A 22,117-nucleotide genomic window follows, 5' to 3' on the forward strand; every position below is an offset into this window, starting at 1 on the left:
ATCATGGAGAAGGGAGGGTCCCGCCACGGTTTTGAGCCGACCTTCTCCATGATCAACTCGACGCCGGGGGTGGCGGCGAACGGGCGGGCAGGCTCGGTCAGAGCTCAGACGACGCGGTGCATCCAGCCGTGCGGGTCGTCGGCGCGGCCGTACTGGACGTCGAGGAGGGCCGAGCGGATCTCGGACGTCACCGGGCCGGGCTCGGTGCCCATGGACAGCTCGCCGCCGTCCCAGGCGAGGCGGCCGAGCGGGGTGATGGCGGCGGCCGTGCCGCAGGCGAACACCTCGGTGATGTCGCCCGACGCGACGCCGTCGCGCCACTCGTCGATGGAGAAGCGGCGCTCGTCGACCTTGTAGCCGCGGTCGGCGGCCAGCGCGAGGATGGAGTCGCGGGTGATGCCCTCGAGGATCGTGCCGGTCAGCTCGGGCGTGACGACACTGCCGTCGGCGTGCACGAAGTAGAGGTTCATGCCGCCGAGCTCCTCGACCCACTTGCCCTCGGCCGCGTCGAGGAAGCAGACCTGGTCGCAGCCGTGCTCGATGGCCTCCTGCTGGGCGATGAGGCTGGCCGCGTAGTTGCCCGCGCACTTCGCCGCACCGGTGCCGCCGGCAGCGGCGCGCGTGTACTCGGTCGTCAGCCAGATGTCGACCGGCTTCACCCCGGACGAGAAGTACGCACCGGCCGGCGACGCGATGACGCAGAACGTCACCAGCTTGGCCGGGCGCACGCCGAGGAACACCTCGGAGGCGAACATGAACGGACGCAGGTAGAGGCTGGTCTCACCGCCGGACGGCACCCAGTCGGCGTCGGCGCGGACTAGCAGGTCGACGGCCTCGACGAAGGAGTCGGCCGGCAGCAGCGGCAGGGCCATGCGCTGCGCGCTGCGGATCATCCGCGCCGCGTTGGCCTCGGGGCGGAACGTCCAGACCGAGCCGTCGGCGTGCCGGTAGGCCTTGAGCCCCTCGAAGATCGCCTGGGCGTAGTGGAAGACCGCGGTGGCGGGGTCGAGCGCGAGCGGCGCGTACGGACGCAGTCCGGCGTCGTGCCAGCCGTCGGGGGTCCACGTGGCGGTGACCATGTGGTCGCTGAAGTTGGTGCCGAATCCGGGGTTCGCCAGGATCTCGGACCGCCGCTCGGGCGCTACCGGGTTCGACGTGATCGTCGTCGAGAACTCCAGAGCGGGCGCGGTCGTGGTCATGGCGCGTGTTTCCCTTCGAGGAACAGATAGTTGGACGTCCAACCAACGTTACCGATCCTCGCGGTCTGCGTAAACGGTGCGTGGCCAACGACCCTCGGCGATCAGCACCTCACGCAGCACGTCGGGCCGGTCGGTGATGATGCCGTCGACGCCGGCGTTGATCAGCCGATGCATCGTGGCAGGGTCGTCAACCGTCCAAACGATGAGGCGCAACCCCAGGTCATGGGCGCCTTCGACCAGACGGTCGATGAATATCGGGAGTCTACCCCAGCGCAACGGGACGTGGACGAAGCCCCCGTTGGCGACCCGCCGCGGCGGCGCGACCCGGCCGTGCGAGCAGGCCAGCCACGACACCAGCGACCGCCAGCCCAGGGCGCACGACAGCCCCGGCCCGAGGTCGGCCCGCAGCGCCGCCAGCCACCCGTCCCACGCCCCGGCGAGGCACACCCGCTCGACGGCGTTCGTCGCCCGCAGCACGCGCGACAGCGGCTCCAGCGACTCCTCGTCCTTGACGTCGATGACGAACTTCGCGTCCGGGAACGCCATGAGGACGTCGTCCAGCCGGGCCACCGGCTCCGACTCGAGCACCGACAGGCGGCTCACCTCGTCCCACGTGCGCCGCTTGACCAGGCCGCGCCCGTCCGTGACCCGGTTCAGCTTGGCGTCGTGGAAAGCGAGGGGCACGCCGTCGGACGTGATGCGGACATCCGTCTCGAGGTACCGCAGCCCGAGGGCGTATGAGCGCTCGAACGCGGCCAGGGTGTTCTCGGCAGCCAGCCCCGCCCCACCCCGGTGGGCGATCGCCAGCACGTGCGGCTCCACTCCGTAACGAGTCAGGCTCACGACCCTTACGGTGACAGGCCTCAACGCGAAGATCGATGGCGAAGTGCCTGTTCCGGGCAGGGTTCACAGAGCGTTCACCAGCGCGGCGACCACGGGTGGCCGCACGGTCAGCGTGGGCCCGCGGGAGGGGTCGCGGGCCCACGCCGACGCCGGCGGGGCTACCTCAGGCCGGCCGCCGTGGCCGCCGCCCGGCCGCCGACGATCGGCAGCTCGATCAGCGTCCGCTCCGGCGCGAGCGTGATGGTGGCCCGGTTCGGGTCGGCCTGGCTGCCGTAGTCGCGGTAGCTGCCGACGATGATGACGCCGATCCGGTGCCCGGCGGGGAACACGTAGTCCTCCGGCAGCAGCGGGAAGTCGACGTCGTAGGACTGCCCCGGCACCAGCGGCGTCGCCGTGCTGTAGTCGTCCAGATTGACCGCGTCGAGGATGCCCTTGGTGACGACCTCGCGCTCGGTCAGCGCGACCCGCTTGGTGACCTGCCGGTAGCAGGCGTCCTCGGCGAACCCGCCCCACGTCGCGGTCTCGCCCCAGCAGTCCTCGACGGTGCCCTGGACGATGCCGTCGCCGGCCCGCTGGACCCGTTCGGCCGGCCCGTAGTCGACGAGGATCGCGGCGAAGTTCGTGTCGGTGGTGCTGACGGACGCGTCCAGCGTCACCCGCGGCGTGCCGGAGATGTGCAGCGGCGCGGTCAGCGGCTGCGACACGTAGGCCAGCCGGTTCGGCTGCACCGCGAGCTCGTTGGTGATCATCGCGGTCTCGCGCTGGTCGGGGTTGTCGACGAAGCTCAGCGCGGGGTCGGACGGGCGGTTCGGCGTGACGGAGAGCCGCCCGGCCGCGCCGGCGACCGGCTTGAGCCACAGCCGCGTCTCGCGCGCGCCGGGGACCGGCCAGTCGTTGTACTCGGCCCAGACGTCCGGCGCCCGCTCGATGTCGGCGATCGGCTCGTCCATGATCCCGTTGTCGACGTCGTGCAGCCAATAGTCGAACCAGCGGTGCAGTTCGTCCACCCAGGCGTCGCGGCGGAACTCGAACGGGTCGATGTGGCCGGTCTGGGTCAGCCAGAGCTTGCGCGGCACGTCGTTCGCGGCCAGCTCGTCCCACCACTTGCTGAAGTGGTCCGGCCGGACGTTCTCGTCGTTGATGCCGTGCACGACGAACACGCTGGCCGTGACGTTGCCGGCGTCGGGGTTGTAGTCGCGCAGGCGCCAGAACGGCGTGTAGTCGCCGGTCTCGTCGCCGTCGGTGGCGGCGAGCACGTCGCGCACCGGCTGGCAGTACGCCCGCCGGGCCGGGTTGGTGACGGTGTTGGACAGCGACGACGGGTAGCTGTTCCCGCGGGTGACGACGCCGTTGCTGCGGGTGTAGTCGTACCAGCTGGAGATCGCGCTGATCGGCACGATCGTCGACAGCCCCTCGACGCCGGACGCGGCCGTCGCGTTGGCCAGTGTGCCGTCGTAGGACTTGCCGATCAGGCCGGTCTTCCCGTTGTGCCAGTCGGCGACGACCGCGTTGCCGTCGGCGTCGACGCCGGGCGTGCGCCCGTTCAGCCAGTCGATGACGACCTTCGGCGACAGGTTGTCGGAGACGTCGCCGGTGGTCGGGCAGCCGGTCGAGTTGTTCGTGCCGATCATGTCCATCAGCACGATGGCGTACCCGCGCGGCACGAAGTAGTTGTCGTAGAACAGCGGCCAGCGGTCGAGCAGGCCGTCGCCGTCCAGGTCGACCTTCAGCTCGGACTCGTTGCCCCGGCCCAGCGTGGAGTAGTACGGACTGGGGTCCATGATGACGGGCACCTTCAGGCCCTGCTCGCTGGCCGCCGGGCGCATGATGTCGACGGCGATGACGTCCGGCTCACCGTTGACGTCGGAGTCGTACGGCGAGGTGATGAAGACGCGCTCCCGGATCGCGTCGTCGTAACCGAAGACGGGCTGGGTGACCCCGTCCGCGACCACGATGCCGGGTTCGTCCGCTGCTCCCGCTCCCGCGCTGGTGGCGACCGCCGCCGTGGCGATCAGCGCGAGGGCGGCGGGGACGGCGAGCAACCTGCGGGCTCTGACCACGTGTGCCTCCCATGTCCGAAGAGTCCGACGTGCCATGTGACATGAAAGGGGTCCGTGACACTGCGTGTCAATATCGGGACGAATAGTGACATAACGTAGCGACGGTGCGGCGCCGGCGCATTGCCCGCCGGCGCCCCCGTCTCGCCGTCACTCCAGCCCGGCCGCGCCGGCCGCGGCCCGGCCGCCGACGATCGGCAGCTCGACGAGGCTGCGCTGCGGCAGCACCGAGATCGTGGCCCGGTTCGGGTCGGCCTGACTGCCGTAGTCACGGTAGCTGCCGACGATGACGACGCCGATCCGGTGCCCGGCGGGGAACACGTAGTCCTCCGGCAGCAACTCGAAGCTGACGTCGTACCGCGAGCCCGAGACCAGCGGCGTCGGCGTGCTGTAGTCGTACAGGTTGACGCCGTCGACGATCCCCTTGGTGACCACCTCACGCTGGGTGAGCGCGACGCGCTTGCTGGCCTGCCGGTAGCAGGCGTCCTCCGCGTAGCCGCCCCACGTCGCCGTCGCGCCCCAGCAGTCCTCGACGGTGCCGGTGACGATGCCGTCGCCGGTGCGCTGGACCCGTTCGGCCGGCCCGTAGTCCACCAGGATCGCGCCGAAGTTGGTGTCGGCGGCGTTCACCGTCGCCTCGAGCCGCACCGTCGGCGTGCCGGAGATGTGCAGCGGCGCCTCCAGCGGGTCGGACAGGTAGACCAGCCGGTTCGGCGTCACGGTCTCCTCGTTCGACACCATCGCGGTCTCGCGCTGGTTCGGGTCGTCGACGAAGCTCAGCGCCGGGTCGAGCGGGCGGTTCGGGATGACGGAGAGGTCGCCGGACGCGCCGGGGTTCGGCTCCAGCCAGATCCGCGTCGGCCGCGACCCCGGGATCGGCCAGTCGTTCGCCGTCTCCCACACGTCGGGGGCGCGCTCGATGTCGACCATCGGCTCGTCCATGATCCCGTTCTCCACACCCTGCAGCCAGTAGTCGAACCACTTGTGGATCTCGTCGACCCACGCGTCGCGGCGGAAGTCGAACGGGTCGATGTGGCCGGTCTGGGTCAGCCAGAGCTTGCGCGGGACGTCGTTCTCGGCCAGGCCGTACCACCACTTGCTGAAGTGGTCAGGGCGGACGTTCTCGTCGTTCAGGCCGTGCACGACGAACACGCTGGCCGTCACCTTGTCGACGTCGCGGTTGTAGTCGCGGACGTGCCAGAACGGCGTGTAGTCGCCGGTCTCGTCGCCGTCATTGGCCGACAGGACGTCGCGCACCGGGCGGCAGTAGTCGCGGCGCTCTGGGTTGGTGACGGTGTTGGCGAGGCTGGCGAGGTAGTTGTTGCCGCGCTGCACGACGCCGTTGCTGCGGGTGTAGTCGTAGTAACTGGAGATCGCGCTGATCGGGACGATGGTCGTCAGGCCCTCGACGCCGGACACCGCGGTGCCGTTGGCGAGCGTCCCGTCGTAGGACTTGCCGATGAGCCCCGTCTTCCCGTTGTGCCAGTCGGCGACGACCTCGTTGCCGTCGGCGTCGACGCCGGGGATGCGGCCGTTGAGCCAGTCGATGACCACCTTGGGCGACAGGTTGTCCGACGCGTCGTGCACCGTCGGGCAGCCGGTGGAGTTGTTCGTGCCGATCATGTCCATGAGGACCACGGCGTAGCCGCGGGGCACGAAGTAGTTGTCGTAGAACAGCGGCCAGCGGTCCAGCAGCCCGTCGCCGTCCAGGTCGACCTTCAGCTCGGACTCGTTACCCCGGCCCAGCGTCGAGTAGTAGGGGCTCGGGTCCATGATCACCGGGACGTCGAGGCCCTGCTCGCTCGCGGCCGGCCGCATGATGTCGACGGCGATGACGTCCGCCTCACCGTTGACGTCGGAGTCGTACGGCGAGGTGATGAAGACGCGCTCCCTGATCGCGTCGTCGTAACCGAAGACCGGCTGGGTCACGCCGTTCTCGACCACGATGCCGGGCTCGTCGGCGGCGCCGGCGCCCACGCTGGAGACGACCGCGGCGGTCGCGGTCAGCGTGATCGCGACGGGTACAGCGAGCAATCTGCGGGCTCTGACCACGCCTGTCTCCCCTGTCCGGAGGATCCGATATGTGCCATGTCACATACAAGTGGCTGTGACAACGGGGTGTCAAGAAGTCGGACGCTGTCACGACGGCCCGGCCTGTCCGGTCAGTGGTATAGCGAGGGGAGACTCCCCCGACGAGAGGAAGCCGCCGATGTCCATCTCCGAGCGAGAAGCGAAGCAGGTCGAGAAGGCGAACACGAGCGGGGCCACCCCCGCGGTGTTCATCCATGGCCTCTGGCTGCTGCCGAGCAGCTGGGACCGTTGGTCCGCGTTGTTCGAGGAGGCCGGGTACGCCCCGGTGGCTCCCGACTGGCCGGGCGATCCGGAGACGGTCGAGCAGGCCAGGGCCAACCCCGAGGTCCTGGCGAAGAAGCACCTCGGGGAGGTCGCCGACCACACCGCCGAGGTGATCGGCGGGCTCGGCAGGAAGCCGGTGGTGCTGGGCCACTCCACCGGCGGGCTGCTCGCCCAGATCATCGCCGGACGCGGCCTGTCGGCGGCGACGGTGGCGATCGACCCCGGGCCGTTCCGCGGCGTTCTGCCGCTGCCGATCTCGGCGCTGCGGGCGTCGTGGCCGGTGTTGAAGAACCCCGCGAACCGGGAGCGTGCCGTCACGCTCACGTTCGACGAGTTCAAGTACGGCTGGGCCAACGCTCTGAGTGAGGACGAGGCGAAGGAGCTCTACGAGGCCTACCACGTGGCCGCTCCGGGCGTCGCGTTGATGCAGATGGCCTTCGCCAACCTGAACCCCCTCACCGAGGCGATGGTCGACACGAAGAACCCCGACCGCGGGCCGCTGCTGATCATCGACGGCGAGGAGGACCACACCGTCCCGTGGGCGATCGCGAACGCCTCGTTCAAGCGCCAACAGGGCAACCCGGGCGTGACCGAGATCAAGAAGATGCCGAACCGCGGACACGCGCTGACGATCGACAGCGGCTGGCGTGAGGTCGCCGAGACGTCGCTGGAGTTCCTGAAGCGCTTCGTCTAGCGGTGGTGTGACGTCAGGCGGTGACGCGGGCGGCGAGGGCGTCGCCGATGTCGGCGGTGCGGCGCGTCGACGTCCCCCGCTCCCCCAGGTCGGCCGCGACCGCGTCGGTGATGCGCGCCGCCTGCTCCGTCAGCCCGAGGTGGTCGAGCAGCAGGCTCACCGACAGCACCGTGGCGGTCGGGTCGGCGACGCCCTGGCCGGCGATGTCCGGCGCGGAGCCGTGGACGGGCTCGAACATCGACGGCGCGGTGCGGTCGGGGTTGACGTTGCCGCTGGCCGCGAGGCCGATGCCGCCGGTGATCGCGGCGGCGAGGTCGGTGAGGATGTCGCCGAACAGGTTGTCGGTGACGATGACGTCGAACCGGCCCGGATCGGTGACGAAGAAGATCGTCGCGGCGTCGACGTGCAGGTAGTCGACCGCGACCTCGGGGAACTCCTGGCCGACCCGCTCGACCGTCCGCCGCCACAGGTGGCCGGCATGGACCAGCACGTTGTGCTTGTGCACGTACGTGAGCTTGCGGCGCGGTCGGGCCTGCGCGCGGGCGAACGCGTCGCGGACCACCCGCTCGACGCCGAACGCGGTGTTGACGCTGACCTCGTTGGCGACCTCGTGCGGCGTGCCGACCCGCAGCGCGCCGCCGTTGCCGACGTACGGGCCCTCGGTGCCTTCGCGGACGACGACGAAGTCGATTTCGCCGGGGTTCGCGAGCGGAGTCGTCACGCCGGGGAACAGCCGGGACGGGCGCAGGTTCACGTAGTGGTCGAGCTCGAACCGCAGTCGCAGCAGCAGCCCGCGCTCCAGTACGCCGCTGGGCACGTCCGGGTCGCCGACGGCGCCGAGCAGGATCGCGTTGTGGCCGCGCAGCTCCTCGAGCACGGAGTCGGGCAGCGTCTCGCCGGTCGCGTGCCAGCGCCTGGCGCCGAGATCGTAGGTGGTGCTGCCGACCTTGACGTCCGTGCCGGTCAGCACGGCATCGAGCACCTTCAGGCCTTCGGTGACGACCTCGGTACCGATCCCGTCACCGGGGATGACTGCCAGGTTGAGACTGCGCGACATGGCCCACACCGTACGACCGTCGTCCACATGATGGCACCCGCGTCCCGCGATTCGGACGCAGCGCGGGTCGACCGAGGTCAGCGCGTGCGTACGGCGAGATCGCCCTGGCCGGACTCGCCGCCGTTGTCGCGACGGTCGATGGCCTCCTGCAACGCGTGCCGGGCTTCCTGCGCCTGCTGCTGTTCTTCGGTCATGGTGCACCCCATAGATTTACTCGGTCGTCCAAGCATATGGAGCGCATCAGCCGCCGTCTCGCGGAATGGCGGCCTATCTCATGATTCGAGACCCAAACCGGGTTGATCATGGAGAAAGTCGGCTCTGGCGGCGATCTGGAGCCGACCTTCTCCATGATCAACAAGGAAGTGGGCGGGTGGTCAGCTGTCGAGGTCGACGGTGCGGCCCCACTCGGCGCCGATGGCGGCGACGATGTCGTCGAGCACCTGGCCGGGGACGGCCTGGTCGACGGTCATGGCGACCAGCGCGTCGCCGCCCTTGCCGGTGCGGCTGACCTGCATGCCGGCGATGTTGACGTCGGCCTCGCCGAGCACGCGCCCGACCGTGCCGACGACGCCGGGCCGGTCGGTGTAGCGCAGGAACGCCATGTGCTCGGCCGGCACCACCTCGATGTCGTAGCCGAGCACCTCGACGATCTTCTCGACGTGCTTGGGGCCGGACAGCGTGCCCGACACCGACACCGACCGGCCGTCGGCCAGGACGCCGCGCAGCGTCACGAGGTTGCGGTAGTCGGACGACTCCTCGTCGGTGACCAGCCGGACCTCGACGCCGCGGTCGCCGGCGATGACGGGGGCGTTGACGTAGGAGACCGGGTCCTCGACGACGTCGGCGAAGACCCCCTTCAGCGCAGCCAGCTCGAGGATCTTCACGTCGTGCGCGGTGATCTCGCCGCGGACCTCGACGTCGAGCTGGGTCGCGACACCACCGGCCAGCGCGGTGAAGATGCGGCCGAGCTTCTCGGCCAGCGGGATGCCGGGCCGGACGTCCTCGGCGATGGCGCCGCCCTTGACGTTGACGGCGTCGGGCACCAGCTCGCCGGCCAGCGCGAGCCGGACCGACCGGGCGACGGACACGCCGGCCTTCTCCTGCGCCTCGTCGGTCGACGCGCCGAGGTGCGGGGTGACGACGACCGACTCGAAGTCGAACAGCGGCGACTCGGTGGTCGGCTCGGACGCGAACACGTCGATGCCGGCGCCGGCGACCCGGCCCTCCTTGAGCGCCAGCGCGAGCGCGTGCTCGTCGACGATGCCGCCGCGCGCGGCGTTGATGACACGCACCGACGGCTTGACCTTGCGCAGCGCCGCCTCGCCGATGAGACCGACGGTCTCGGGCGTCTTCGGCAGGTGGACGGTGATGAAGTCGCTCTCCTCGAGCAGCTGGTCCAGCGACACGCTGCGCACGCCCATCTGCGCGGCCCGGGCGGCCGGCACATAGGGGTCGTAGGCGATGACGTTCATGCCGAACGACGACAGCCGCTGCGCGACGAGCACGCCGATGCGGCCCAGGCCCACGATGCCGACCGTCTTCTCGTACAGCTCGACGCCGGAGTACTTGCTGCGCTTCCACTCGCCGCCCTTGAGCGCCTTGTCGGCGGGGGCGATGTTGCGGGCGGTGGCCAGCAGCAGGCCGATGGCCAGCTCCGCGGCACTCGTGATGTTGGAGGTCGGCGCGTTGACGACCATGACGCCGGCCTGCGTGGCGGCCTTGACGTCGACGTTGTCGAGGCCGACGCCGGCGCGGGCGATGACCTTGAGCTTCTTGGCGGCGGCGATGGCCTCGGCGTCGACCTTGGTGGCGCTGCGGACCAGGATCGCGTCGACGTCGACGATGGCCGGCAGCAGGGCCGTACGGTCGGCGCCGTCGACCTTGCGGATCTCGAAGTCGGGCCCGAGCGCGTCGACGGTGGCGGGCGAGAGCTCTTCGGCGATGAGTACGACGGGCTTGGTCACGGCGAACTGAACCTCCGGGTGTGTCGGGCGTGGTGTGACGAGCGCGACACTGGGCCCGGGTGCGACCGAGTGTAACGCCACGTAAACCCAAAGCGCACCCACCGCGACATACGGTGGTCGGTTCATTACATCCCGATTACGCAGGTTCTGGCCATGACTCCCCACGCCAGGCCGCGTCCCAGAACATCCACTCGAACCGGGTCGCTCGCGCGTACGCGTCGTGCATGCCGGCGACGGTGCCGGGGTGCCGCTCGGCCTGCTCGTCGGCGAACGACTCCGCCCTCCGGGTGTCGGCCTCGAACGCGGGGTCGCCGTAGGTGCGCAGCCAGGCCTCATAGGGGTGCGCATCGGTGTCTGACAGGACCGTGACCAGCTCGCGGCCGACCTCGGTGTAGACGCGGAAGCACGGCAGCAGCCCGGCCAGCGCGACCCCGGCGGGGGCCAGCGCCGCGTCGGCCTGCAGCGTGTTGACGTAGGCCAGGCAGGTCGGCGTCGGCTCCACCTCACCGACGGCGTCGTGCAGCGACGACCCCGCCTCGGCGAACAGCGCCTCATGCAGCAGCCGCTCCGCGTCGACGGCGCCGGCGGCGAACCGGGCGAGGACGGCGGCCTGCTCGGGCTCCGGCCAGCGGGCGGCCGTCGTCGCCAGCGCGCGGGCGTAGCGGGAGAGATAGTGCGCGTCGTCGGCGATGTAGCGGAGGAACACCTTCCGCTCCAGCGTCCCGTCGGCCAGGCCGGTGACGAACGGGTGGGCGCGGATCGCGTCGTACCAGGGCGCCGCGGCGGTCCAGGCGTCGGCGGAGAAGCTCGCGACATCAGTCGGTCGGCTCATGCGCGGGTCCCTTCGGGCGTCCACCAGGCGTGGAAGTGGTGCACCGGCCCGTGACCGCCGCCGACGTGCAGCTGGTCGGCGGCGCGCAGCGCGGCGGTGAGGTACGTCTTGGCGTCGGCGACTGCCTCGCGCAGCGGCCGGCCGTGCCCCAGCCCGACGGCGATCGCGGACGACAGGGTGCAGCCGGTGCCGTGCGTGTTCTCCGTCGCGACCCGCGGCACCCGCAGCTCCAGGATGCCGTCGTCGTCGGCCAGCACGTCGACGGCGTCGGGCCCGGTCGCGTGGCCGCCCTTGACCAGTGCCGCCGGGCCCTTCGCGTGCAGTTCGGCGGCGGCGTCGGCGGCCTCCTCGGGCGCGACGGCGGGCAGGCCGAGCAGCGCCGCGGTCTCCGGCAGGTTGGGCGTGACGACGCTGGCCAGCGGCAGCAGCCGGTCGCGGATCGCCTCGACGGTCGCGTCGTCGACCAGCCGGTCCCCCGACGTCGCGACCATGACCGGGTCGACGACCAGGTGACGGACGCCGTGCCGGCGGGCGGCGTCGGCGACCGCCTCGACGACGTCCGGGCTGCCCAGCATGCCGGTCTTCACGGCGGCGACGTCGAGGTCGGCGAACAGCGCGTCCAGCTGCTCGGTGACGAAGTTCGCCGGCACCGGCAGCACGCCGGTCACGCCGCGGGTGTTCTGCGCCGTCAGCGCCGTGAGGACGGCCCCGCCGTACGCGCCGAGCGCTGAGAACGTCTTGAGGTCGGCCTGGATGCCGGCGCCTCCAGACGGGTCGGATCCAGCCACGGTGATGATGGTGGGTGTCATGAGTCGCGTCAGCTCCTCCGTCGGTCTCCCTGCGCCGGCATGACCCGGATCAGGTTCGGCGGGTGTGATCTCAGCCCCTCGCGGGGCACCCCGGCCGATCGGTTACGTCACCGATCCTAAACTCGTCGGCGATGGAAACGCACGAGGAGTTCACCTGGCGCGGCCGCCGGGTCCAGTGGAGCCGGCGCGGTTCGGGTCCCCCGGTCGTCTTCTGCCACGGCACGCCCTGGTCGTCGGCGCTCTGGGCGCCGTTCGCCGATGCGCTGAGCAGCCAGTACACCGTCCACCTCTGGGACATGCCGGGCTACGGGCGCTCGTCCAAGGACGACGCGCACGACGTCTCGCTGGCGGCGCAGGGCGAGCTGCTGGCCGACCTGCTGCGGCACTGGGGCGGACCGCCGCCGCACCTGCTGACCCACGACATCGGCGGAGCGGTGGCGCTGCGGGCGCTGCTGCTGCACGGCGCGCCGGTCGCATCGCTGGCGCTGGTCGACGTCGTCGCGCTGGCGCCGTGGGGGTCGCCGTTCTTCCGGCTGGTCGGCGAGAACGCCGAGGTGTTCCAGGCACTGCCGGCCGCGCTGCACGAGGCGCTGCTGCGGGCGTACGTCTCGGGCGCGGCGAGCAGTGAGCTGACGGCGTCAGAGCTGAACATGCTGGTGACGCCGTGGCTCGGGCCGGAGGGGCAGCGGGCGTTCTACCGGCAGATCGCGGCGGCCGATCAGACGCACACCGACGAGATCGAGCTGCTGTACCCGACGGTGGGGGTGCCGACACTGGTCGCGTGGGGCACGGGCGACACCTGGATCCCGGTGGACCGCGGGCACCGGCTGGCGTCGCTGATCCCGGGCGCGCGGCTGGAGCTGTTCGAGGGCGCCGGTCACCTCGTCCAGTTGGACGCGCCCGTGGCGTTGACGGCGTCGCTGCAGCGCTGGCTCGACTCGGTGAGCCGCTAACTCGCCAGGTGCTGGGCGAAGAACGCCGCCGTCCGCTCGATCGACAGCTGCCAGCCGGCCTCGAACGCGTGCGGCTCGCCCTCGTAGAGCTGCAGCGTGACGTCCTTGCCGGCGGCCCGCAGCGCGGCGTCGGTGTCGTGCGCCCATTGCGGCGGGCAGGTGTCGTCGGCCGTGCCGTGGTGGATCAGCACCGGCTCGGTGACGCGGTCGAAGAACGTCACCGGTGACACGTCGCGCCAGAACGCCGGGTTCGCCTCCGGGGCGCCGTAGGCGGCGACGATCTCGGCGGTGAGGTCCTCGGCGCCCGGCTGGCCGCGGGTCCACTGGTCGAAGTTCTGGACGGTGTTCGAGCTGACCGACGCGTAGATCACCGCCGCGTCGACCAGTCCCGGCTGCACGACCAGCGTGTTCAGCGCGACGCCGCCGCCCATCGACCGGCCGAGCAGGCCGACGCGCTCGCCGTCGAGCTGCGGGATGCCGCTGTTGCGGACGGCCAGCACCGCGTTGACGACGTCCTCGGTGTAGCCCAGGCGCAGCCGCACCTCGTTGGCCGGGTCGTCGTCGGAGCCGGCGTGGTTGCGGTAGTCGGTGTGCAGGACGGCGTACCCCTGACGGGCGAGGTAGTCCTGCTCGCGGCGCAGGCCGCGGCCGGTCGTGTAGACGTCGGGGTCGATGTAGCCGTGCGCCAGGACCAGCACCGGGAACGGGCCGGCGCCGTCGGGCAGGTTGAGGATCCCGCTGACGGTCAGGCCGGCGCCGCCGTAGGTGACGGCGTACCGCGTGTAGCCGTCGCCGGTCTCCAGCACCTCGCCCAGCGCCAGGTCGCCGCCGTCGTACGGCTGCTGCATCAGCGCCGGCAGCGAGACCGGGTGCGGCGGGGTGGGCGTGGGGGTGGGTGTGGGGCTCGGGGTGGCTGACGGCGTCGGCGTCACGCTGGCCGGTGGGCTGGGCGGGCTGGGCGCGGGCGCGCCGCTGGGCTCGTCGTCGCCGGAACAGCCGGAGAGGAGCAGCACGGCCGCGACGACAGCGGCCCGGAACCTGGTCACGTCGACCATGATGGACCCATGGCGAAGACCTACCGGACGACACTGGTTCGGCGCATCGGCAACGCGCTGTTCGCGCCGGCGCTGAAGGCCGGCCTGGTGCCGCCGTACGCGCTGCTCACCGTGGTGGGCCGGACGAGCGGGCAGCCGCGGAGCACGCCGGTGCGGGTGCTGACGCACGAGGGGTGGAAGTACGTGGTCGCGCCCTACGGCGAGGTCGACTGGGCCCGCAACGCCCGGGCCGCCGGCGAGGTCACGCTCCGGCGGGGGCGCGGGACCACCGCGTACGCCGTCGTCGAGGTCGAGGCGGCGGAGGCCGGGCCGGTGCTCAAGGCGTACGCGCGGGTCGAGCCGATCACCCGTCCCTACTTCGACGCCCGCCCGTCCGACCCGCCGGCCGCGTTCGCCGCGGAGGCCGGCCGGCACCCCGTCTTCCGGCTGGAGCGGATCTAGGCCGCCTTGCGGAGGTCGGCCAGGACCTCTGCACGGACCGCGCGCGGCTCGATGCCGAGCCGGTCGAACAGCGCCAGCGTCTGCTGGTCGTGGCTGCGCAGCAGGCCGAGCAGGAGGTGCTGCGTGCCGATGAACTTGTCCTTGTGCGCCAGCGCCTCGCGCAGCGACAGCTCCAGCGCCTTCTTCGCCCGGGGTGCGAACGGGATGTGCCCCGGCCCGTCGGACGGCTTGCGGCGGAGGACGCCGAACCGCTTGCCGCGGCCTTCCTCCAGCGGCGCGTCCAGGGCGCCCTCGCCGAACGCTCGCTCGGCCTGTCTGCGCACCTCGTCGAGGTCGATACCGAGCGCCTTCAGCGCCTCCGTGTCCTCCTCGCCGAGATCCTCCCCGCCGGCCACGGCGACCACCGCCTCGTGACCGCGCTCAGCCGTCACGCCGAGCCGCGTCAGCGTCGCCACCCCCGGCGCGTCCGGCCTGGTGAGCAGCGACAACAGCAGGTGCTCGGTGCCGATCCAGCGGTGCCGCAGCTCGCGGGCCTCCTTCTGGGCCCCGATCACGACGTCGCGGGCCTCTTGGGTGAACCGCTCGAACATCCCTACCTCCTGGCGTGCTTCTTGTGGACGGCCTGCCTGCTGACGCCGAGGGCGGCCCCGATTTCTTCCCAGGACCAGCCCTGGCGGCGGGCGCTCTCGACCTGCAGGCCTTCGAGCCGCTCCACCAGCCGGCGCAGCGCCGCGACCGCCCGCAACCCGACCCTCGGGTCGGCGTCGACGGCCCCAGCCGCGGCGTCGACCGCCTCTCGTGCTTCCGATCCGGTCATGTGTGTCAGCTTAGGTTGACAGGCTTGGGTTGTCAACTCTTGTTGACGAGGATGGGGTGTCGGTGGCGGGCGGTACGGTCCGGGGGTGATCGAACCCGACTTCCTCACCTCCACTCGCGCCGCCTACGACACGGTCGCGGTGTCCTACGCCGAGACGCTGCGCGACCACCTCGCCGGCGAGCCGTTCGACCGCGCCATGCTCGACGCCTTCACGTCGCTGGTCGGCGCCGAGGCCGGGCCGGTCGTCGAGATCGGGTGTGGGCCGGGGCGCATCACGGGGTACCTGCACCAGGCCGGCCTCGACATCTCCGGCATCGACCTCTCCCCCGCGATGATCGAGGTCGCCCGCGCCGCCCACCCCGACATCCGGTTCACCGTCGGCTCGATGACGGCCCTCGACCTCCCCGACGGCGGCCTGGCCGGACTGGTCGCCTGGTACTCGATCATCCACACCCCACCCGAGCTGCTCCCCGGCGTCTTCGCCGAGTTCCGCCGCGTCCTCCGCCCGGGCGGCCTGCTCCTGCTGGCGTTCCAGGTGGGTGACGAGCGCGTGCGGGTCGAGCAGGCCTACGGCCACTCCATCTCGGCCGATGCTTACAGGCTGCCGCCCGACGGCATCGCCTCGATGCTGGTCGACGCTGGTTTCGCCGTTGAAGCGCGGCTGGTGCGCGAGCCCCGGGCGTCGCAACCGCCCGAGAAGACGCCGCAGGCGTATCTGATCGCGAAGACGCTGTTGGCCTGAGTTGGCGGGGGTGTTGCCGAGTTGGCCGTCCCCCTGCTGCCCATTTTCTTAAGAACGGGCAGCTACCAGGGGGACGGGGGGAGTGTGGCGACGGGCGGGTCCTGGTCTGGCGTTACGTCGTGGTCTGCCGTGACGCGAAATGACGGAATCGGGGCTCGTGGCGTGACCGGGGACCAGGACGTCACGGCAGACCAGGACCCCGGCCTACCAACCTGGGTGTGGAGCGCGTCCTGGGTGTGAGTCGCGTTTCCGGGCCCGTTTCGCCGGTTCAGCGCGACTCACACCCAGGACGCGCCTCACACCCAGGAGGCCGACGCCGCAATGTCCGGCGAACGGTGCATATCGGGCACGGGCTGTGCCCGGTTCTTCCCCGTCCCCTGATAGCTGCCCGTTCTTAGGCCGCGGGCCCGCGGGTCAAGCGGTCATCGACGGCGCGAAGCGCCCATCAGTCCGCTTGAGGCGCAGGTGCGCGGCTAAGAAAATGGGCAGCAGGGGGACGCCCAACTAGGCAGGCTGGGCGGCGAACGCGTGCACCGTCCCGTCGTCGCTGAGCGCCAGCACCCACTCGCCGCTCACGGACAGCGCCGACGCGACGCCACCCCCGAGGTCGTGCTCGGCGACCACTTCGCCCGAAGCCCGGTCGAGGACCACCAGGCGCCCGTCCCACGTCCCGGCGTACACGACCGTCTCGGTGACCAGCGCGTGCATCGCGGGCGAACCGGCACCGGCGGCGGCACAACCGGCGGCGACCCGCCATGCGTCGTCCATGGGGCTCTCGCCGGGCAGGTAGCCGAGCGGCGTCTCCCACAGCGGGGTCGCCGCGGACGCCGACGTCGTGTCGTAGGCGCGGACGACGCCGTCCTGGCTGGCCACATAGGCCGTCGAACCCCAGACGGCGGGGCTGGTGACCGGCGGCGGGCCGGGCTCGCAGGCGGCGCCGGTGCCGAGCGCGGCGTGCCAGCGCACCGCACCGCCGGCAGCCGGATCGTGACCGCGCACCCCGGTCCAGGTCGACGTGACCAGCTGCGGCGCGGCCCCGCCGGCAGGCGAGGTGAAGGCGGGCGACGACTGGCTGAACAGGTCGCCGCCGGTGTCGACGGTGGAGAGCTGGCGGCAGGTGGTGAGGTCCATCGCGATCAGCGACTGGCTGGATCCCGAGTGCAGCCAGGCGGTGGAGGATCCCGGCTCGCGGACGGCCGCGCTATGGAACTCGCCCCAGCCGACCGGCGCGCCGAATCCGCCCGGAAGCCGCTCCCCCGTCGAGGCATCGCGGCAGCGGACGCCGCTGTACTCCTGGTAGACGGCGACCGCGCGGTCCTCGGACGGCAGGTCGAAGACGGACACCGGCCCGCCGGCACGGCCGTACCGGCGCACCGTCCCGTTCGGCTGCGGCTCCTCGGCGTCGATCGCCTCCCACTCGACCGCACCGTCGGCCGCGGACAGCGCGTACACGCGCGCGTTCCCGGTGGTCAGGTACACCTTGCCGTCGTGCACCGTCGGGAACGACTCGGCGTCGCCGTCGAGGTACGTGCGCCAGCGCTCCCGCCCGGTCGCGAGGTCGTACGACAGCACCATGCTGTACGGCGAGTCGAACGCCTGCGACGCCACGTACACGCTGCCGTCGACGATCGCGGCGCCGTTGAGGTGCAGCTGCTCGCCGGTGTTCGCCGTCCAGCGCAGGTCCAGCTCGGCGCCCGGATCATCGGACGACGCCGACGCGCCCTGCTCGGAGCCGCCCTGACGGGCCCAGTCCTGGCCGATGGCGGGCCGCGGGAACCGGCCGGACGCGACCTGGAACGACGTCGTCACCGTCGGCCACGCCGTACCCGCGGTGTCGACGACGTCCAGCGAGGCGGTGTAGTCGCCCGGCGGCAGCACGCCGGTCGAGGCGCGGGCGCGGGTCCACGACACCCGCCGCTCCGGGCACGGCTCGGCCTTCCGCGCGCCCGGCGCCCGGTAGCAGTTCTCGATGCCACTCCGGCCCACGGCGCCGCCGAACGACAGCGACGCGTCCGACCAGACGACGGCACCGGCGGCGGAGCGGATGGTCAGGGCCGCGGTCGCCGGCGTGCGGCCGTCGTCCTCGGCGTAGATCTCGACCGGGATCGCCGTCCGCGCCGCGTGCACGCTGCCCTCGGCGGGGCTGACCAGCGCGACGTCGTCGTCCACGTCGAACTGGCGGTGGATGCCGGTGACGTAGCCGGTGTCCTCGTCGCGCGGCGTGGCCGGGTCGTCGGTGATCGCGGAGAAGTCGAGCACCTTGTAGTCGGGCCGGGCGCCGTCGATGCCGTAGGTGCCCATGTTGTTCACCTCGACGGAGCGGTCGAACGCGCCGCGGCGGAACTCGGCCTGCTGGTTGTGCCCGGCGGCGAACATGCGGACGTCGTATCGAGCCAGCTCGTCGACGATGGGCTGCATGCCGGCGCCGGGTCCCCAGCGGGTGAACAGCGACCGGTGCGCGAACACCAGCACCTGCTTGCCGTCGGCGTGCCGGCGGAGGTCCTCGCGCAGCCAGTCCAGCTGCGGGGCGAGGCCGCGGGCGTCGTAGTTGTCCTCGAGGACGACGATGTGCCGGCCGTTGCGGTCGAACGAGTACCACTCCGGCCCCAGGTTGCGCCGCCAGTACTCCAGGCTGCCGCCGTAGCCGGTGGACGTCGCGGTGCCGCCGACGTCGTGGTTGCCGATCACCGGGTAGAACGGCAGCCCGAGCTCCCCCGCCGTCAGGCCGGCCCGCAGGATGTCGTACCCGCCCTGACGGCGCGGCTCGGCGGCGTAGTCGGTGACGGTGAGGTCGCCGGTCGTGATCGCCATCGTGGCGCCCTCGACCTCGGACATCGCCTCGACCTGGCCGGTCCACGTGGGCAGCGCACGGCGCGCCTCGGCGTCGTCGCGGTTGCCGACCTCGGTGTCGGAGACCATCAGCCAGGTCTCCGTCGGGTTGGCCGCGTTCGCGTCCGGCACCAGCGGGAAGTCGACGCCGGTCCGCGGGCCCGAACCCGCCGGCACCGGCGCGAAGTAGCGCGGCACGTAGTCCTCGCGCAGCGCCGGCGTGTACCCGTCCGGCGAGACGACGCTGACCAGGTCGGTCTCGCGCCGCCCGCCGTCGATCTCCAGCTCGTACCCGCCGTCCGCGCCGCTGGTCGTCCACACCGCGCCGTCGGTGACGGAGACGCCGGGCAGCCCCGCCTCCCCCGAGTCGCGCACGCCGTCGCCGTCGGCATCGACGAAGACGCTGCCCTCGACGACGATCGTCTCGCCCGGACCGGTCCCGGCCAGCGTGAACGTGATCGGGTCGGTGAGCGGCGCATACCCGTCGTTGGCCAGGAAGTGCGCGGTCCACGTGCCGGCCTCGAGCGCGCCGCTGCCCAGTGTGACGGTGCCCTCGGCGGCCGGCGTGTACGCCCAGGTCCGCGACGCGATCTGGCCGGGCACCTCGCCGGGTGCGTAGATGCCGACCCAGTTGGTCGCCGACGGCGTCGCGGTCGCATAGCGGAACTGCAGCGGCTGCCCGACGACCGGGTTCGCCGTCACCAGCGACAGGCTGTCGCCCGGCGCGGCCGCCGCGACCCCCGGCACGGCCAGCGCCGCCACCAGCCCGAGGCCGACGGCGATGCGCGTCCGACCGCCTCGGCGGCGCACCAGCACGACGACGGCGATGACGGCACCAGCGGCGGCCAGCGCGGCGAGGACCGGGACGGCCACCGGCGCCAGCCCGGCGAACCAGGACGGCTCGTGCGCGCCGGACGCGTCGACGATCGGCCGCTGCGCCGACGCCAGGTCGAACGCGCCGTCGAACTCGACGGTCAGCTGGGCCAGCCCCGCGGCGTCGATCAAGGTCGTCAGGTCGACGGAGTCGAGCCGGCAGTCCCAGGCGAGCTCGACGACCACGCCGTCGGGGATGCCGCCCTCGTCACCGGCCACGCCGCGGCCGGTGGCCGGGCAGGCGGCGCCGAGCCGCTCCGACACCCACGCGCCGGCCAGGTCCGGCGCGACGACGTCACGGTGGACGACCAGCCGGCCGGTCGTGGAGTCGCCGGACGTCGTCACCACCAGGTCGGCGTGCTCCGGCGTCAGATGGGCCGAAGCCGGCACCGCCGACACGCCCAGGAGTACCGCCACGACACCCGCGACGAACGCGGCGAAACGCACAAGTCGGCCCACGATCGGCGACGCTAACCGCGGCCGCCCGGGCGGGTCACCCCTTGTCAGGCAATGGCCACCCAGGGTTCGTGCGGCGCATCCCGGACGGCCGCCGAGTGCTCACCGGCGGGCGTCGCCGCCCGTGATCATCGCGATCGCCTTCGCGGCACGGTCGTCGCGGGTCTGCTGCTTCTTGCCCTCGGCCACCCAGTCGGCGTACTCCTTGCGGTGCGAGAACGACATCGCCTCGTATGCCCGCAGCGCCGCCGGGTCGGCCGCCAGCGCAGCGCACAGCTCGCGCGGCACGTCGATGAGGCGTGGCGCGTCGTCGGGCTCGATCGCGACGCGCACGGTGTCGCCCACGTCGACGCTCAGCTCGGCGCGCTGGGCCTTGCGCAGGCCGATCCAGCCCGCGCCGCCGTAAACCGCCACCGTCGTGCGGAACGCCGGCGCGCCGTTGACCGACACCCGGACCGGGGCGCGCGCCTTGCCGTACGTCTCCTTCGGGTCGAACGGCAGCGCGAAGCCGCAGCCCGGACCGTCGTCGCCGATGAGCACCGCCTCGAACTCCGCCGTCGCCATCACGCCATTGTGCGCCCGGACCATGTCGGTGGGCCCGCCTAATCTCGGAGTCATGACGGACGTGACGGGTCTCGAGCTGGTCGGCACCGGCCGCACGGCCGACGTCTACGCGCTCGACGGCGCCCGGGTGCTGCGCCGCTACCGCGACGGCCGGTCCGCCGCGGCCGAGGCGGCCGTCATGGCGCACGTCCGGGCGCACGGCTTCCCCGTGCCGGCCGTCCACCGCGTCACTGGTCCGGACCTCGTGCTCGATCGGCTGGCCGGGCCGACCCTGCTCCAGGCACTGCTCGACGGCGACCGCAGCGTGGACGACGCCGCCGAGGTCCTGGCCGGGCTGCACCGCCGGCTGCACGCCGTCCCACCGGCTGGTGGGTCGCCCGCAGCGGCGCCGCCCGACACCGTCGTCCACCTCGACCTGCACCCCGACAACGTCGTCATGACGCCGGACGGGCCGGTGCTGATCGACTGGCGCAACGCCACCGACGGCCCAGCCGGCCTCGACGTCGCGTTCTCGGCGCTGATCATGGCGCAGGTCGCCGTCGGCGCGGAGGTCGAGGCCCATGCCGGGGCCGGGCTGACGGCCCTCGCGGCGGCGCTGATCGGGCCGTTCCTGGCCGCCGCCGGCGGTGCGCCGCTGGACCACCTGGACGCCGCGACGGCCCGCCGCGGCGCCGACCCGCAACTGACCACGACCGAGCGCGAGCAGCTCACCGAGGCCGCCGCTCTGGTCGCCGAGGGTGCCCGGCAGAGCCCCTGACCACCCCGTCCGTCCGCCCAAAAGCTCGGCACAAAGCAGTGGAATCCAGGCGTGAACAGGAGCAAGATGGTGAGCACACAACCCGCCGAAGACTCTCGGGGTGCATCCATGTCCGGTCTCCACAACGACGCACCTGGCATGCTGCCGGTGCTTTCGAAGGGCAAACACCGCAACGCACGCAAGGGCGCGTGCTTCATGGAATTCGCGTCCTACCTCGCCGGCGAGCGATGGAGCGACCACCCGTCCTGCACGCACCCGCTGCTGGCCGCGGTCGCCCGGCTGGTGAACGACGCCATCTCCGACGAGCGCCGGCCACAGCTGGCGCCGCTGGTGCCCATGGTCATCGGCGTCGACTCCGACGACCCGCGCATGGACGTCTACATCACGCTGCGGGTCGCCGCGACGGCACTGCCGGTCGCGTCGGCCGAACGGCAGCGGGTGCTGGCCGTCGCGGTGCTGTCGGCCGAGCGCATCCTCGACGACCTCGACCACCGGCCGGCCGGCACGCTCACCGAGCGCAGCCGCGAGGCGCTGGCCAAGGTCCCGGTGGCGGCCCGCTGGGCGCGCGACTTCGCCGAGGGCGAGCAGACCACGATGAAGGGGTTCCAGCGCTACGCGGCGCCGACGGCGGTCCGCTGCGCCGTCGAGGGCATCGCCAACGCCTGCGTCTCCGACCCCGACGCGCTGCTGCACCGGCTGCTCGAGCTGACCATCGCCGACTGCGCCCACCTGGTCGAGCCGAGCGGCAGCACCGACCCGGCGCGCTGGGCCGACGCCTGCCGGCTCACGGGCACGGTCGACGTGCAGAGTTAGGTTTGCC

At 72.0% G+C, this 22,117-nt stretch carries 19 protein-coding genes and 1 riboswitch; of the genes, 6 read left to right on the forward strand and 13 right to left on the reverse strand.

Features of this window, described 5'->3' with window-relative positions; genetic code table 11:
- Positions 1–104: 104 nt before the first annotated feature.
- The 4 genes from BLV05_RS30030 to BLV05_RS30045 all read right to left on the reverse strand — a co-directional run bounded on the left by BLV05_RS30030 (position 105) and on the right by BLV05_RS30045 (position 6,133).
- Entirely contained in the window at positions 105–1,199 is a 1,095-nt protein-coding gene (locus tag BLV05_RS30030; protein ID WP_046771718.1) for a branched-chain amino acid aminotransferase, read from the reverse strand.
- Between the two features lie 48 nt (positions 1,200–1,247).
- Positions 1,248–2,042, reverse strand: a complete 795-nt coding sequence (locus BLV05_RS30035) for a glycerophosphodiester phosphodiesterase family protein (RefSeq protein WP_152690999.1) — start codon at positions 2,040–2,042, stop codon at positions 1,248–1,250.
- 158 nt (positions 2,043–2,200) lie between these two features.
- The gene (locus tag BLV05_RS30040; RefSeq protein ID WP_197683408.1) at positions 2,201–4,102 is read right to left on the reverse strand and encodes a Xaa-Pro dipeptidyl-peptidase; all 1,902 of its coding nucleotides are present in this window, start codon (positions 4,100–4,102) and stop codon (positions 2,201–2,203) included.
- Positions 4,103–4,249: 147 nt separating this feature from the next.
- Complete coding sequence (locus BLV05_RS30045; RefSeq protein ID WP_052762970.1) at positions 4,250–6,133, reverse strand: Xaa-Pro dipeptidyl-peptidase; 1,884 nt, start codon at positions 6,131–6,133, stop codon at positions 4,250–4,252.
- Positions 6,134–6,308: 175 nt separating this feature from the next.
- Between BLV05_RS30045 and BLV05_RS30050 the strand changes: the two genes are divergently transcribed.
- The gene (locus BLV05_RS30050) at positions 6,309–7,148 is read left to right on the forward strand and encodes an alpha/beta hydrolase (RefSeq protein WP_046771714.1); all 840 of its coding nucleotides are present in this window, start codon (positions 6,309–6,311) and stop codon (positions 7,146–7,148) included.
- A 13-nt stretch (positions 7,149–7,161) separates the two neighbouring features.
- Here BLV05_RS30050 and BLV05_RS30055 read toward each other — a convergent pair whose 3' ends face one another.
- The 4 genes from BLV05_RS30055 to thiD all read right to left on the reverse strand — a co-directional run bounded on the left by BLV05_RS30055 (position 7,162) and on the right by thiD (position 11,810).
- Entirely contained in the window at positions 7,162–8,205 is a 1,044-nt protein-coding gene (locus tag BLV05_RS30055; protein ID WP_046771713.1) for a 3-isopropylmalate dehydrogenase, read from the reverse strand.
- A gap of 374 nt (positions 8,206–8,579) precedes the next feature.
- Entirely contained in the window at positions 8,580–10,169 is a 1,590-nt protein-coding gene (serA, locus tag BLV05_RS30060) for a phosphoglycerate dehydrogenase (RefSeq protein ID WP_046771712.1), read from the reverse strand.
- A gap of 136 nt (positions 10,170–10,305) precedes the next feature.
- Positions 10,306–11,001 carry a TenA family protein gene (locus tag BLV05_RS30065; RefSeq protein WP_046771711.1) on the reverse strand — a complete coding sequence of 232 codons (696 nt, stop codon included), beginning with the start codon at positions 10,999–11,001 and terminating at the stop codon, positions 10,306–10,308.
- The gene (gene thiD, locus BLV05_RS30070; RefSeq protein ID WP_046771710.1) at positions 10,998–11,810 is read right to left on the reverse strand and encodes a bifunctional hydroxymethylpyrimidine kinase/phosphomethylpyrimidine kinase; all 813 of its coding nucleotides are present in this window, start codon (positions 11,808–11,810) and stop codon (positions 10,998–11,000) included. Before thiD ends, BLV05_RS30065 begins: the two co-directional genes overlap by 4 nt.
- 8 nt (positions 11,811–11,818) lie before the next feature.
- Positions 11,819–11,913: riboswitch (TPP riboswitch) on the reverse strand.
- A 28-nt stretch (positions 11,914–11,941) separates the two neighbouring features.
- Here thiD and BLV05_RS30075 point away from each other — a divergent pair.
- Positions 11,942–12,763 (forward strand): alpha/beta fold hydrolase, encoded by an 822-nt coding sequence (locus BLV05_RS30075; protein ID WP_046771709.1) that lies wholly within the window; start codon positions 11,942–11,944, stop codon positions 12,761–12,763.
- Here the strand turns inward: BLV05_RS30075 and BLV05_RS30080 are convergent.
- Positions 12,760–13,809 (reverse strand): alpha/beta hydrolase family protein, encoded by a 1,050-nt coding sequence (locus tag BLV05_RS30080; RefSeq protein WP_197683409.1) that lies wholly within the window; start codon positions 13,807–13,809, stop codon positions 12,760–12,762. The two genes, BLV05_RS30075 and BLV05_RS30080, sit on opposite strands and share 4 nt — an antisense overlap.
- An 18-nt stretch (positions 13,810–13,827) precedes the next feature.
- Between BLV05_RS30080 and BLV05_RS30085 the strand changes: the two genes are divergently transcribed.
- Entirely contained in the window at positions 13,828–14,259 is a 432-nt protein-coding gene (locus BLV05_RS30085; RefSeq protein WP_046771708.1) for a nitroreductase family deazaflavin-dependent oxidoreductase, read from the forward strand.
- On the opposite strand, the gene BLV05_RS30090 is transcribed toward BLV05_RS30085, so the two are convergent.
- Complete coding sequence (locus tag BLV05_RS30090; RefSeq protein WP_046771707.1) at positions 14,256–14,849, reverse strand: Clp protease N-terminal domain-containing protein; 594 nt, start codon at positions 14,847–14,849, stop codon at positions 14,256–14,258. The genes BLV05_RS30085 and BLV05_RS30090 overlap by 4 nt on opposite strands.
- A 2-nt stretch (positions 14,850–14,851) precedes the next feature.
- Positions 14,852–15,076, reverse strand: coding sequence for a hypothetical protein (locus BLV05_RS30095; RefSeq protein ID WP_046771706.1), 225 nt, complete (start codon positions 15,074–15,076; stop codon positions 14,852–14,854).
- An 85-nt stretch (positions 15,077–15,161) separates the two neighbouring features.
- Here BLV05_RS30095 and BLV05_RS30100 point away from each other — a divergent pair, with 85 nt between their 5' ends.
- Positions 15,162–15,818, forward strand: coding sequence for a class I SAM-dependent DNA methyltransferase (locus BLV05_RS30100; protein ID WP_046771705.1), 657 nt, complete (start codon positions 15,162–15,164; stop codon positions 15,816–15,818).
- Between the two features lie 504 nt (positions 15,819–16,322).
- On the opposite strand, the gene BLV05_RS30105 is transcribed toward BLV05_RS30100, so the two are convergent.
- Together BLV05_RS30105 and BLV05_RS30110 are read right to left on the reverse strand one after the other, a co-directional pair.
- Positions 16,323–19,979 (reverse strand): outer membrane protein assembly factor BamB family protein, encoded by a 3,657-nt coding sequence (locus BLV05_RS30105; protein WP_197683410.1) that lies wholly within the window; start codon positions 19,977–19,979, stop codon positions 16,323–16,325.
- 99 nt (positions 19,980–20,078) lie between these two features.
- A complete protein-coding gene (locus BLV05_RS30110; protein WP_160312807.1) occupies positions 20,079–20,540 on the reverse strand; it encodes a YdeI/OmpD-associated family protein in 462 nt (153 codons plus the stop codon).
- A 52-nt stretch (positions 20,541–20,592) separates the two neighbouring features.
- Between BLV05_RS30110 and BLV05_RS30115 the strand changes: the two genes are divergently transcribed.
- Together BLV05_RS30115 and BLV05_RS30120 are read left to right on the forward strand one after the other, a co-directional pair.
- The gene (locus BLV05_RS30115) at positions 20,593–21,297 is read left to right on the forward strand and encodes a phosphotransferase (protein ID WP_046771703.1); all 705 of its coding nucleotides are present in this window, start codon (positions 20,593–20,595) and stop codon (positions 21,295–21,297) included.
- 108 nt (positions 21,298–21,405) lie between these two features.
- Positions 21,406–22,110, forward strand: a complete 705-nt coding sequence (locus tag BLV05_RS30120) for a hypothetical protein (RefSeq protein WP_197683411.1) — start codon at positions 21,406–21,408, stop codon at positions 22,108–22,110.
- Positions 22,111–22,117: the final 7 nt, after the last annotated feature.

It is taken from the genome of Jiangella alkaliphila (genome assembly GCF_900105925.1).
GTDB classification, from domain to species: Bacteria; Actinomycetota; Actinomycetes; order Jiangellales; family Jiangellaceae; genus Jiangella; species Jiangella alkaliphila.

What these genes read in the sequence shown, in the direction of transcription:
- BLV05_RS30030 (WP_046771718.1), bottom strand. Translation starts at nt 1,199, where the DNA reads ATGACCACGACCGCGCCCGCTCTGGAGTTCTCGACGACGATCACGTCG.
- BLV05_RS30110 (WP_160312807.1), bottom strand. Translation starts at nt 20,540, where the DNA reads ATGGCGACGGCGGAGTTCGAGGCGGTGCTCATCGGCGACGACGGTCCG.
- BLV05_RS30095 (WP_046771706.1), bottom strand. Translation starts at nt 15,076, where the DNA reads ATGACCGGATCGGAAGCACGAGAGGCGGTCGACGCCGCGGCTGGGGCC.
- BLV05_RS30050 (WP_046771714.1), top strand. Translation starts at nt 6,309, where the DNA reads ATGTCCATCTCCGAGCGAGAAGCGAAGCAGGTCGAGAAGGCGAACACG.
- BLV05_RS30075 (WP_046771709.1), top strand. Translation starts at nt 11,942, where the DNA reads ATGGAAACGCACGAGGAGTTCACCTGGCGCGGCCGCCGGGTCCAGTGG.
- BLV05_RS30085 (WP_046771708.1), top strand. Translation starts at nt 13,828, where the DNA reads ATGGCGAAGACCTACCGGACGACACTGGTTCGGCGCATCGGCAACGCG.
- thiD (WP_046771710.1), bottom strand. Translation starts at nt 11,810, where the DNA reads ATGACACCCACCATCATCACCGTGGCTGGATCCGACCCGTCTGGAGGC.
- BLV05_RS30055 (WP_046771713.1), bottom strand. Translation starts at nt 8,205, where the DNA reads ATGTCGCGCAGTCTCAACCTGGCAGTCATCCCCGGTGACGGGATCGGT.
- BLV05_RS30065 (WP_046771711.1), bottom strand. Translation starts at nt 11,001, where the DNA reads ATGAGCCGACCGACTGATGTCGCGAGCTTCTCCGCCGACGCCTGGACC.
- BLV05_RS30090 (WP_046771707.1), bottom strand. Translation starts at nt 14,849, where the DNA reads ATGTTCGAGCGGTTCACCCAAGAGGCCCGCGACGTCGTGATCGGGGCC.
- BLV05_RS30120 (WP_197683411.1), top strand. Translation starts at nt 21,406, where the DNA reads ATGTCCGGTCTCCACAACGACGCACCTGGCATGCTGCCGGTGCTTTCG.
- BLV05_RS30115 (WP_046771703.1), top strand. Translation starts at nt 20,593, where the DNA reads ATGACGGACGTGACGGGTCTCGAGCTGGTCGGCACCGGCCGCACGGCC.